The sequence below is a fragment of the Caballeronia sp. INDeC2 genome, from assembly GCF_023631325.1.
Lineage (GTDB): Bacteria > Pseudomonadota > Gammaproteobacteria > Burkholderiales > Burkholderiaceae > Caballeronia.
The window spans coordinates 340,228-352,104 of sequence record NZ_JALQDG010000027.1; the positions used below are offsets into that span (position 1 = coordinate 340,228).

12 protein-coding genes are annotated in these 11,877 nt (G+C 66.4%); 9 read left to right on the plus strand and 3 right to left on the minus strand.

The window, feature by feature from the left end; genetic code table 11:
• Window positions 1-14: 14 nt before the first annotated feature.
• Entirely contained in the window at window positions 15-920 is a 906-nt protein-coding gene (locus NCS28_RS17125) for a dihydrodipicolinate synthase family protein (RefSeq protein ID WP_250514941.1), read from the minus strand.
• A gap of 215 nt (window positions 921-1,135) precedes the next feature.
• Between NCS28_RS17125 and NCS28_RS17130 the strand changes: the two genes are divergently transcribed.
• The 6 genes from NCS28_RS17130 to NCS28_RS17155 all read left to right on the plus strand — a co-directional run bounded on the left by NCS28_RS17130 (window position 1,136) and on the right by NCS28_RS17155 (window position 6,396).
• The gene (locus NCS28_RS17130) at window positions 1,136-2,080 is read left to right on the plus strand and encodes a 4-hydroxyproline epimerase (protein ID WP_250515040.1); all 945 of its coding nucleotides are present in this window, start codon (window positions 1,136-1,138) and stop codon (window positions 2,078-2,080) included.
• Window positions 2,077-3,216 carry an NAD(P)/FAD-dependent oxidoreductase gene (locus NCS28_RS17135; protein WP_250514942.1) on the plus strand — a complete coding sequence of 380 codons (1,140 nt, stop codon included), beginning with the start codon at window positions 2,077-2,079 and terminating at the stop codon, window positions 3,214-3,216. Before NCS28_RS17130 ends, NCS28_RS17135 begins: the two co-directional genes overlap by 4 nt.
• On the plus strand, window positions 3,209-3,457 hold the full coding sequence (locus NCS28_RS17140; protein WP_250514943.1) for a (2Fe-2S)-binding protein: 249 nt from the start codon (window positions 3,209-3,211) through the stop codon (window positions 3,455-3,457). Before NCS28_RS17135 ends, NCS28_RS17140 begins: the two co-directional genes overlap by 8 nt.
• Window positions 3,454-4,725 carry an NAD(P)/FAD-dependent oxidoreductase gene (locus NCS28_RS17145; protein WP_250514944.1) on the plus strand — a complete coding sequence of 424 codons (1,272 nt, stop codon included), beginning with the start codon at window positions 3,454-3,456 and terminating at the stop codon, window positions 4,723-4,725. Before NCS28_RS17140 ends, NCS28_RS17145 begins: the two co-directional genes overlap by 4 nt.
• A gap of 109 nt (window positions 4,726-4,834) precedes the next feature.
• Entirely contained in the window at window positions 4,835-5,638 is an 804-nt protein-coding gene (locus tag NCS28_RS17150; protein ID WP_250515041.1) for an AraC family transcriptional regulator, read from the plus strand.
• Window positions 5,639-5,985: 347 nt separating this feature from the next.
• Entirely contained in the window at window positions 5,986-6,396 is a 411-nt protein-coding gene (locus NCS28_RS17155) for a response regulator (protein ID WP_250514945.1), read from the plus strand.
• Window positions 6,397-6,440: 44 nt separating this feature from the next.
• Here the strand turns inward: NCS28_RS17155 and NCS28_RS17160 are convergent, their stop codons facing one another.
• Window positions 6,441-6,611 carry a hypothetical protein gene (locus tag NCS28_RS17160; protein WP_250514946.1) on the minus strand — a complete coding sequence of 57 codons (171 nt, stop codon included), beginning with the start codon at window positions 6,609-6,611 and terminating at the stop codon, window positions 6,441-6,443.
• A gap of 148 nt (window positions 6,612-6,759) precedes the next feature.
• On the opposite strand from NCS28_RS17160, the gene NCS28_RS17165 reads away from it, so the two are divergent.
• The 3 genes from NCS28_RS17165 to NCS28_RS17175 all read left to right on the plus strand — a co-directional run bounded on the left by NCS28_RS17165 (window position 6,760) and on the right by NCS28_RS17175 (window position 10,989).
• The gene (locus tag NCS28_RS17165; protein ID WP_250514947.1) at window positions 6,760-7,431 is read left to right on the plus strand and encodes a glutathione S-transferase family protein; all 672 of its coding nucleotides are present in this window, start codon (window positions 6,760-6,762) and stop codon (window positions 7,429-7,431) included.
• 78 nt (window positions 7,432-7,509) lie between these two features.
• Entirely contained in the window at window positions 7,510-9,147 is a 1,638-nt protein-coding gene (locus NCS28_RS17170) for an ATP-binding domain-containing protein (RefSeq protein ID WP_250514948.1), read from the plus strand.
• A 30-nt stretch (window positions 9,148-9,177) separates the two neighbouring features.
• On the plus strand, window positions 9,178-10,989 hold the full coding sequence (locus NCS28_RS17175) for an ATP-binding response regulator (protein WP_250514949.1): 1,812 nt from the start codon (window positions 9,178-9,180) through the stop codon (window positions 10,987-10,989).
• 9 nt (window positions 10,990-10,998) lie between these two features.
• Here NCS28_RS17175 and NCS28_RS17180 read toward each other — a convergent pair whose 3' ends face one another.
• Window positions 10,999-11,853, minus strand: a complete 855-nt coding sequence (locus NCS28_RS17180) for a helix-turn-helix domain-containing protein (RefSeq protein ID WP_250514950.1) — start codon at window positions 11,851-11,853, stop codon at window positions 10,999-11,001.
• Window positions 11,854-11,877: the final 24 nt, after the last annotated feature.

An 11,877-nucleotide genomic window follows, 5' to 3' on the forward strand; every position in this document is an offset into this window, starting at 1 on the left:
GTTTTCGCTTCGCCTCAGACCGCCGGCAGCGCCGGACGCGTCTCGATGCCGCGGCGAATCAACGCCTCGATCTCTTTGCGCTCCTCGCCCGCGAGCGGCAGACGCGGCGGGCGCACCGGCTCCGTGCCCAATCCCACGATCGCCTCGGCCAGCTTGATGTTCTGCACGAGTTTGTGCGACACGTCGAGCGCGAGCAACGGCGCGAACCAGCGGTAGATCGCGCGCGCTTCCTCGACACGCCCCGCGCGGATCAGCTTGTAGATCGCCACGGTCTCGCGCGGGAATGCGCAAACGAGGCCCGCGACCCAGCCGTGCGCGCCCATCAGCATCGCTTCCATCGCGAGATTGTCGACGCCGCAAAAGAGCGCGTACCGATCGCCCGTTTCGTTGATGAGATCGGTGATGCGGCGCACGTCGCCGCTCGATTCCTTGATCGCCGCGAACTTCGTGTCTTCCGCGAGTTCGGCGAACATCTTCGGCGTGACATCGACGCCATACGCGAGCGGATTGTTGTAGATCATCAGCGGCAACGGGCTCGCGTCGGCGACCATGCGGAAATGGTTGAGCGTCTCGCGCCGGTCCGACAGATAGCGCAGGCCGGGCAGCACCATATAGCCGGCCGCGCCGTGACGCGCGGCGCGCTCGGCCTGGCGGCAGCCGTCGAGCGTGCTGTTTTCCGCGATCGTCAGCAGCACCGGCACGCGGCCGCGCGCGGCGTCCACGGCGATGTCGAGCACGTCGAGCTTTTCGTCGAGCGATAACGTCGACGCTTCGCCGAGCGATCCGCACACGATGATGCCGTCCACGCCGGCTTCGATTTGCGCATCGACGTTCTTCGCGGTCCATGCGCGGTCTATGCTGAAATCGGCGTTGAACTTGGTGGTCACGGCGGGCATCACGCCTTCCCAGATATGCGACACGGCAGCGCTCCGAAAGTAATTGAACGGTACGCAGTGTAAGCACCGAAAAATCGGGCGTCTTGCGCGTTTCGCGCGTGGCGCGTGCCGATTTCGGCATAGCCGTTTGGGCGCGAAAGCGCCGCGCGGCGAGGCTGCTTCAACGATGCGCGCCTGTGCCGATATCGTCATCAAAACGATTCAGCCGCTTCAAGACGCAGCTCGCGCGCGTTTCTAGGATAGGCGGCATGAAAACCATCGACATCATCGACTCGCATACGGGCGGCGAACCGACGCGCCTTGTGATGGCGGGCGGCCCGGATCTGGGCTGGGGCACACTCGCGCAACGGCTCGACACGTTCCGCGCGCGCTTCGACGACTGGCGCCGCGCCATCGTCACCGAACCGCGCGGCTCGGACGTGATGGTCGGCGCGCTCCTGTGCGAACCCGACGATCCTTCGGCCGCGGCGGGCGTCATCTTCTTCAACAACGTCGGCTATCTCGGCATGTGCGGGCACGGCACGATCGGGCTCGTCGCGTCGCTCGCGTATGCGGGAAAAATCGCGGCGGGGCGGCACCGGATCGATACGCCCGTCGGTCCCGTCGATGCCACGCTCAACGCGAACGGCAGCGTCAGCGTGCGCAACGTACCGGCATATCGGCATCGGCGCGCGGTGACGGTCGACGTGCCCGGCCACGGCCCGCTCACCGGCGATGTCGCGTGGGGCGGCAACTGGTTCTTTCTCGTCGCGGATCATGCGCGCGAACTTGTGCCCGCGCGCATCGCCGGGCTGACCGCGTTCACCGAGGCGATCCGCGATGCCTTGCACGCGCAGGGCGTCACCGGCGCCGATGGCGCGTACATCGACCATATCGAGCTGTTCGCGGATTCGCCCGTCGCGGGCGTGGACAGCCGCAATTTCGTGTTGTGTCCGGGCAGCGCCTACGATCGCTCGCCCTGCGGCACCGGCACCAGCGCCAAGCTCGCGTGCCTCGCCGCCGACGACGCGCTCGCGCCCGGCGAAGTCTGGCGTCAGGAAAGCATCATCGGCAGCGTGTTCGAAGGCAGCTATGCGATCGACGGCGACGCGCTCGTCCCGACGATCACCGGCTACGCGCACATCATGGGCGAAGGGCGTCTCGTTTTCGACGAGCGCGATCCGTTCATGCGCGGCATCGCATGAAGGCTGACGTGATCGTCGTCGGCGGCGGAATCGTCGGGGCGGCGTGCGCGGCGGAACTCGCGCTGCGCGGCATGACGGTCGAGGTGCTGGAAGCGCGCGGCATCGGCGGCGGCGCGACGGCGGCGGGCATGGGCCACATCGTCGTGATGAACGATTCGCCGGCCGAGTTCGCCTTGGCGCGGGCTTCGCGCGAACTGTGGCTCGCGCTTGAGTCCCAACTGCGCGAGCGCGAGGCGTTTTCGCGTTGCGGCACGCTCTGGATCGCCGAAGACGACGAGGAACTCGACGCCGCCCGCTTGATGCGCGACGCATTCGCGGCGGCGGGCGTGCGCGCGCACATGCTCGATCGCGCCGCGCTGCGCGAAGCGGAGCCATCGATAAGCCACGCAATGCAAGGCGGATTGCTGATCGACGACGACGCCATCGTGTACGCGCCCGCCGCCGCGCGATGGCTTCTGACGCGCTCGACGCGCATCCGCGTATCGACCGGCTGCGCGGTTCGCGCCGTCGATGCCGACGACACGCACGCCGTCGTCACGCTCGCGACCGGCGACCGGCGCACGGCTTCCCACGTCGTCATCGCCAATGGGCTCGCGGCGCCGGATCTGATCGCCGCCGTGCCGCTCGAAGCGAAGAAGGGACATCTGCTCATTACCGATCGCTATCTGGGCACGATCCATCACCAGGTGCTGGAACTCGGCTACATCAAGAGCGCGCATCACGCGCGCGGCACGTCGGTCGCGTTCAATGCGCAGCCGCGGCCGACGGGGCAGGTGCTGATCGGCTCGTCGCGCCAGTTCGGCACGCTGGATCCGGCTGTCGAGATCGACGTGCTCGCTACGATGCTCGCACGCGCGACGCGTTATCTGCCGGGCATCGGCGGCCTCAATGCGATCCGCGCGTGGACCGGCTTTCGCGCCGCCACACCGGACGGCTTGCCGCTGATCGGCCCGGCGCGTTTTCCGGGCGACCGGCTGTGGCTCGCGGCGGGCCACGAAGGGCTCGGCGTGACGACATCGCTCGGCACCGCAAAGCTCGTCGCCGCGCAGATGCTCGGCGAGCTGGTTCCATTCGATATGCCCGCCACGCACGCCTTCTCGCCGCGACGATTCGCCCGGGCGCACGCCGATGGATGAGCGCGTGCGCGTGGTCATCGACGGGGAGCCGCTCGCTGTGCTCCCTTTTACGACCGTCGCGGCCGCGATCGCGATACGCGGCGTCGGCGGCACGAGGCGCTCCGTCACCGGCGAGCCGCGCGCCGCGCTGTGCGGAATGGGCGTGTGCCATGAATGCCGCGTGACCGTTGATGGCCACGCGCATGTGCTCGGCTGTCAGACGCCGTGTCGCGACGGCCTTTCCATCGAGACGATGCGATGAACGTCGAGCATGTCGATATCGCGATCGTCGGCGCGGGGCCGGCGGGTCTGAGGGCGGCGCAGATCGCGGCGCGAGCGGGCGCGCGCGTCGCGCTCATCGACGACAATCCGCGCCCGGGCGGTCAGATCTGGCGGCAAGGTCCGACGCTCGCGCCCGCCGCGCAACTTCAGCAATGGCTCGATGAAACGCGCGCGCATCGGAACCTCGTCCTCATGAACGGGACGAAGGTCGCCGCCGCGCAGGGCGACAAACGGCTCCTGCTCGAACGCGACGGCGCGCCGCTCGTGCTCGCGTATTCGAAGCTCATCCTCGCGACCGGCGCGCGCGAGCGGCTGCTGCCCTTCGAAGGCTGGACCTTGCCCGGCGTGACGGGCGCAGGCGGTTTGCAGGCGCTCGTCAAGGGCGGAATGCCGGTGCGCGGCGAGCGCATCGTCGTCGCGGGCAGCGGGCCGCTTCTGCTCGCCGCCGCCGATACCGCGCGCCGCCACGGTGCGCATGTCGTCGCGGTGGTCGAACAGGCGCCGCTCACGCGCGTCGCGCGCTTCGTCGCGGCGCTTGCGCTGACGCCGGGAAAGCTGGCTCAGGCCGTCAGGCTCGCGGTCGGGTGCTATCGGACGGGCAGCGTCGTCGTGAGGGCGCATGGAAGTTCGCGCGTGGAAGCGGTCGCGATTCGCGCGCGCGGACGCGAAGAAACGCTCGCGGCGGATCGCGTCGCGTGCGGATACGGCCTCGTGCCGAACGTGACGCTGGCGCTCGCGCTCGGCTGCTCTATCGACGAACGCGACGGCGCGATTCACGTCGACGATTCGCAGCGCACGTCGCAGGAACACGTTTTCGCGGCGGGCGAATGCACGGGCATCGGCGGGATGGAACTGGCGCGCGTCGAAGGCGCGCTCGCGGCGCACACGGCGCTCAGCATTCCCGCCGATGCGCGTCTCGTGCGCCAGCGCGATCGCTGGCGCGCATTCGGCCGGCGCGTGGCGCATGCGTTCGAGCTGGGCGCCGACGCGCGCGCGATGCCGTCGCCGGACACCGTGCTATGCCGCTGCGAAGACGTTTCGATCGGCGAAGTCGCCGCGCACGCGAACTGGCGCGACGCGAAGCTACAGACGCGTTGCGGCATGGGGCCGTGTCAGGGGCGCATTTGCGGCGAGGCGGCGGCGATCTACTTCGGATGGCCGCGTACGGCGGCGCGTGAGCCATTCGTGCCGGTGCGCATCGACACGCTGATCGCCGCGCACGAGCGCACCGAAACGCCCGTTTCATAGTGGGGCCAGCGCGAATTTCGTCCGCGCGTGCGCGCTCCTATAATCGGATGCCTGACCGAAACCCTCGCGACCAACCTCCTCACGCATGACGAGCACGACAGGCCTCACGATGAACACCGCGCCGATCGCGCAACCGCCGGCGTCGACGCTTCCCGACATGCTCGCGCATTTCGCGCTGCTCGCGCCGGTGTTCGACGCGATGCCCGACATCGTGTTCTTCGTGAAAGATCGCGAGGCCCGCTACGCGATGGTCAATCGCACGCTCGCGCGTCGCTGCGGCCACAAGGACGACAAATCGGCGCTCCTCGGCAAGACCGCGGAGGACGTGTTCCCGCGGCGCTTCGGGCGTGTCTACACGGCGCAGGATCAGGCGATCATCGCGCAGGGACATCAATTGATCGACCAGCTCGAATTGCATCTGTATCCGGGACGCGAGCCTGGCTGGTGCATGACCTGCAAGCAGCCGCTGCTTGACACGCAAGGCAATATCGTCGGGCTGGCGGGGATATCGCGCGATTTACAGGCGGCCGAAGGCACGCATCCGGCCTACAGCCGGCTTGCGGCGGTCGTGCAGCACATCCAGGAAAACTACGTGCAGCCGCTCAACATGCGGCAGCTCGCGCAGATGGCGAACATGTCGATCGCGCAGCTGGAGCGGTATTTTCACAAGGTCTTTCATCTGACGCCGCGTCAGGTGTTGCTGAAGACGCGGCTCGACGCGGCCACCGCGCTGCTCGTCTCGAACGGAAAAGTCACCGATGTCGCCGCGCTGTGCGGCTACACCGATCACAGCGCCTTCACGCGCCAGTTCAAGGCGACGGTCGGCATCACGCCGAGCGAATATCGGGCGCTGTTGCAGGCGGGTCCGTCGAGCGCGTCGCGCCCTGATTCAGCGCGGGAGGCAAACATCTGAAGAGAAATAGGGACGGCTCGTTCCCGGAATTACACGGTCGTGCGTTCGAATTGCGGTTGCGTGCGACGCGCATCGGCCGACATGCCCGTCCCGCGCGGCTTTCGCGCCGGGCAATGCAACCGGTCCGCTTTTTGCTCGTTAGGGCACGCGGCGACCGGGCAAATCTTCGCGTCGGGACCGCGCAAAACCGCGAGGCGTTCCGCACCGGCGCACACGCGACACAAATAACGGTGCGTTCGGAATTCCCGCCGCGTTTTCGTGTCAATCAATGCGCGCAATGGCGCGCGCGGCGGCGAAGTGGAGACCGTCGCGAGAATTCCGTTTTTTGGGCAGTAGAAAAGAACATCATGAACGAAGTGGCAAGACTGGGGCATATGCGGATCGTCCTCATCGAGGACGATCCCGAGAGCAGGGCATCGCTGCAGATGTTGCTGGAAGAAGAAGGTGCCGACGTAACCGCGGTAGCCGACGCCGAAGACGGCGCGCAAGCCGCGATCGAGCATCTTCCCGATGCGGTGATCTGCGATCTCGATCTACCCGAAATGGACGGTTTCTATCTCGTCCAACGTTTGCGGGATCACGAAATACGCGGCAACCTGCCGCCGTCCGTGGCGATCGCGCTGACGGGACACGGCGGCGAAGAATACCGATTACGCAGCATCGGCGAAGGTTTCCAGCATTTCATGACGAAACCCGTGCATCCGGACGAACTGGTCGCGCTGATACAGGACGCCGTCGGAGCGCGCGTAGTGATGTGAAGACGTGAGGCGTTCGGGCCGCCGCTCACGGGCGGCCCCGTTTTCTACGACCGGTCGCGGTTACGCGCCCGTGTCGCGCCCGTGATGATGGCGATGCCCAGCATGATGACGGCGACGATCATGATCGTGTGCTGCGAGACGTGCATCGCGACGAGCGCCCACGATACCCCTCCGATCAGAATCAGCCAGCCTATCAGGTAAATGATCAACGTCATCGACTTCTCCTTTTTCGTTGTGTGCTAGAAATCGTTGCGCGGCCTTCATGAAAGGGCCTTATCCTTTCGACGCCCGGCCGCGCATAAGTTCACCGGATGCAAGGGGCGTACCGCGCGCGGCATCGTCGACTATTAACAAGAGCCAAACATGCTGACCGTGCATCACCTCAACAATTCCCGCTCGCAGCGCGTGCTGTGGATGCTGGAAGAACTCGGCGTCGAATACGAGCTGAAGCGCTATCAGCGCGATCCAGGCACCATGCTCGCCCCGCCCGAACTGCGCGCGGTGCATCCGCTCGGCAAGTCGCCGGTCGTGACCGATAACGGCCTGACGCTCGCCGAATCGGGCGCCGTCATCGAATATCTCGTCGAACGTTATGGCGAAGGCCGTTTCTCACCGCCGCCGGGAACGTCGCCGGAACGCGTGCGCTACAACTACTGGATGCACTACGCGGAAGGCTCGGCGATGCCGCCGCTCCTGCTCAAGCTCGTCGCACGGCGGCTGGAAAGCGCGAAAATGCCGTTCTTCGCGAAGCCGATCGCGCGGCGCATCGCGCAGACGATGCAAAGCAGTTTCATCGATCCGCAACTGCGCCTGCACTTCGGCTATATCGAGGCCGAACTCGCGAAGTCGCCGTGGTTCGCGGGCGAGACGTTCAGCGCCGCCGACGTGCAGATGAGCTTCCCGCTCGAAGCCGGCAGCGCACGCGCCGGCGCGAAGTCGATGCCGCATATCCGCGCGTTTCTCGAACGCATCCACGCGCGGCCGGCCTACCAGCGCGCGCTGGAACGCGGCGGCCGATACGACTACGCCAGTTAGCCATTCGGCCTATTGCCGGCACGGCGGACGCGTTGCGTACAATGAGTCGCACGCAACCACTCAGCCCAAAGGCGACGCATGGCCCGAATCGTTCCCGACGACTGGAAGAATCTCGAAGCGACCGGCGCGGCCGCGCGCGAGCTCGAAACGCTCGCGCTGCTCGAAAAGCTGCCCGACGACTACACGGTGTATCACGGCGTGCACTGGACGCGCGTCAACGAAGGCTTTTCGGTGTTCGGCGAGGCGGATTTCGTCGTCGTCGCGCCGTCGGGACGCGTGCTGATGATCAAGCAGAAAGCGGGTTTTCTGCGCGAAACCGGCCAGGGTCTCGTAAAGGTCTATCTGCAGAAGGAACGCAACGTCGCCATTCAGCTCGCGCGCACGCTGGAGAATCTGCACCGCCGGTTCACCGCAGCGTTCGGCGCGGGCACGTACCGGATCGAGGAACTGCTGTATTGCCCGGACTACACGGTGAAAAACGCGGCGATCGCGGGCGTCGCGCCCGCGCGCATCGTCGATGCGAGCCGCAAGGCGCAACTCGCGCGCGTCGTGCTGGACATTCTGCCGCCCGACGAGCCTCGCTTCGAATCGGCGGCGCGCATCCATCATTTTCTCGCCGATGAACTCTCGCTCACGCCCGACACCAACGCGCTCGTCGGCGCGGCGAACACGCTCGTCACGCGGCTGTCGGGCGGCCTCGCGACGTGGGCGCGCCGGCTCGAATTCGAACCGTTTCGCCTGCGCGTGATCGCGACCGCCGGCGCGGGCAAGACGCAGCTCGCCGTGCGCGTGATGCGCGACGCGCTCGCGCAAGGCAAGAGCGTGCTCTACGTGTGCTTCAACCGGCCGCTCGCCGACCACATCCGCGCCATCGCGCCTAAAGAGGCGAAGATCGCGAACTATCATCAGTTGAGCGCGGCCGTCGCGCGAGATGCGGGAAGCCCGCCCGATTTCAGTCAGCCGAACGTTTTCGTGACGCTCGAAGAGCGCTTCGCCGCCGTGCCCGTGCCGGAACAGTGGAAAACTGACGTGCTGATCGTCGATGAAGGTCAGGACTTTCAGGCGGCGTGGGTCGAAGCGCTCGAACGCCTGCTCAATCCGGACGGCGCGTGGTGGTGGCTCGAAGATCCGATGCAAAACCTCTATCTGCGCGAGCCCGTGCCGCTGCCGGGCTGGACCATCCTGCGCGAGAGCACGAACTACCGCAGCCCGCGCGATCTGCTCGGCTTCATCCGCAAGATCGTCGGGCCGGATGTGCGGCTCGACGCGGGCAGTCCTTTCGACGGCTCGGACGTGAGCGTGTCGACCTACGAGGACGGGCATCCCGACGAAATCATCGAGGCGACCAAGCGTGCGATCACGCATGCGCTGTCGCTCGGCTTTCGCAAGCAGGATATCGCGGTGCTGTCGTTTCGGGGGCGCGAGGGCTCGGCGCTCACCGCCGTCGATCAACTCGGTCCGCACCGGCTGCGCGCGTTCACCGGCACGTATGACTTGTTCGGCAACCCGGAGTATCGCGAGGGTGACGTGCTGCTCGAATCGATCTATCGCTTCAAGGGGCAATCCGCGCCGTGCGTGATTCTCACGGAAGTCGATTTCGAAGCACTCGACGAGCAGGCCGCGCGCAAGGTCTTCGTCGGCGCGACACGGGCCACGATGAAGCTGATCGTGGTCGCCTCCGAACGCGCCGCCCGGGCCATCGACGCGCTGCAGTAGCGGATGGCCGTCGCCCGCACCGAACCCTCCATGCGCGCGCCCGCCGCGCGCCCGTGGTTCCGCCGGCTCTGGTATGCGGCGCTGATCGCGCTCGCGGTCGCGCCGCCGATCGGCGCGGTCGGCTACATGCTGTATTCGGGGCTGCTTGCGCGCGAGACGCACAGGCTCGTCGTGCCGTACGACGTGTACTGGGACGCCGCGCAGTTCCAGATCGCCTATGAGCGCTTCGAGAATCACGTCTTGCTGTACCGCAATGGCATCGACGAGGATGCGGATGAGGTGCGCGCGAGCTATCGGCTGCTGCGCGCGCGGCTCAAGCAGGTGTCGGAATCGACGGGATTGTCGGATGGACACGAAGCGCTGCTCAACCGGCAGCGCGAAATTCTGCGGCAATTGCAGACCGCGCTCGATTCCGTGCAGTTGGACGTCGAAGGGTTGCAGGCCGAGCATCAGCACACCTTGCGCGTGATCGGCGTGCTGCGTCAGAACGCGCCCGCCGTCGCGGAACTCGCGAGCGGACGGCGGCTCATGGACGTGGCCGAGCGCGAGGCCATCGTGCGCGACTTCGAGGCGAAGCGCCGCTATCTGATCTACGGCGGCATCCTGCTCGGCCTGCTGTCGGCGGCGGCGACGGTGTTGTTGCTGTTGAACGGCTATCGGCGCACGCGTCTCATCGAGCAGCAGCGCGCGGCGCTCGCGGCCGAGCATCAGGCGACGCGCGCGGCGCGCGAGGCCGGCGTCGCGAAGGACACATTCCTCGGCATGATCAGCCACGAATTGCGCACGCCGCTGCACGCGATCGTGTCATCGGTCGAATTGCTGGGGCTCAACGCGCGCGGCGACGCCGATCGCAAGATCATGCAACGCCTGGAAACCGGCGCGCGCCATCTCGAAGCGCAGATGCGCGATCTGACCGACTACGCGCGTCTGGGCGCGGGCAAGCTCGAACTGCGGATGAGCGTGTTCGATCCGGTTGAACTGCTCGAATCGATCGTCGATGCCAACGCGCCCGCTGCGACCGCGAAAGGGCTCGAATTGCGCGGCGAATACGCCGGCAAGCACGAGCCGATCGAATCAGATCCGCATCGCGTGCGGCAGATCGTGACGAATCTCGTGACCAACGCGATCAAGTACACCGAGGCCGGTTCCATCGACGTGCATTTCGTGCGCACCGACGAGCGCCTCGACATTTCGGTAATCGACACCGGGCCGGGCATATCCCGCGAGCAGTTGCCGCTCATTTTTCAGGAGTTCACGCAGCTCGATTCGTCCAGCACGCGGCGTTTCGACGGCGCGGGAATGGGCCTCGCCGTCGTGCGCGGGCTCGTCGATCTGCTCGGCGGCAGGATCGAGGTATCGAGCGAAGTGGGACAGGGCGCCGCGTTTCGCGTGAGTCTGCCGGCGGTATCCGCGGATCGGCTGCCCGCTGGCGAGCCGGAAGCCGATGCGCCCGAGTTTCGCAAGTCGCGCGTGCTGGTGATCGACGACCACGAGTCGATCCGCGATTCGCTGATCGAGATGCTCACGCACCTGGGTTATTACGCCGTCGCCTTGCCCGATGTCGACAGCGCGCTCGCGTGGCTGCGCGCCAACGACGCCGACGTGATCCTCGCGGACCTGCACATGCCCGGCAAGGACGGCTACTCGTTCGCCAACGAATATCGCGGACGCAGTGCGCCGGGGGCGAGCGTGCCGATCATCGCGGTGAGCGCGTACGCGCCGGAGCTCGTGGACCCGAGCGCTGTGGTGCTGTTCTTCGACTATCTGCTGAAGCCCGTACGCTACGAGGTGCTGAAGGGCGCTGTGCACCGCGCGGTCACCGCGCGCAGGCGCGTTGCCTGACCGTCTTCGCTAACTGCGCATCAGCCGCTTGGAGAGATCCGCGACGAGAATACCGAGCCGCGCGGGCTTCTCGAAACACGTGACGTTGTAGTCGCGGATGACCTGGCTGATCTCAGATTCGCTCGCCTTGCCCGTGGTGAGCTCGCCCGTGAGCACGAAGACCGGCGCGTCCGGATTGTCCGACGCGCGCACCGCGCGGATCGCATCCGCCGACGTGTGGATGCCGAACAGCCAGTCCATCACGACGGCGTCGAACACCTGCGTTTGCAGCGCTTCGAGGAACGCGTCGAGGCCGTAGAAAGCCATCGCCGTGAAGCCGGTGGCTTCGAGATAGTCGTGCAGGTTGTCGGCGGAAGCGTGGTCGTCGTCCACTACGGCGATGATCGGCTTGTCGGTGTCGGGCCGGCGCGGCTGGATCTCGATCTTGTGGACGTCGGAGGCTTCCTGCAGCAGCACGCCCTCATGCTTCGTGACGATCCAGCGATTGTTGAGCTTCTGTGCGATGAAATCCGGCCGGCTACCTGCTTCCAGCGCGTTGCCGATCCACGCCATGCAGGCAATCTCCACCGAACCGAGCTTCAGCACGGCGTCGTGCGCGGTGCCTTCGGTTTCGTCGGGGCGCGTGTTGATCGAATCGAAAAGCTTGAGCGCGGGCTCGTCGAAGGCATCGGCGACGCGGCGAATCTGCGCGAGCGTCCACGGGCTGTTGCCGCGCAGCTTGCGATGACCCTGCGAAAAGCTCAGGTCGAGAATGCGGCACAACTCGGCGGTTTGCTGCCGCTTGCCGATGCCATGACGGCCCATCAGCTCGCGCACGCGCTCCGCGACGGCGAGGGATTCCGAAGAAGACGTTTCAGTGACCATACAGCCAGTCGGATGCGTGAAAGT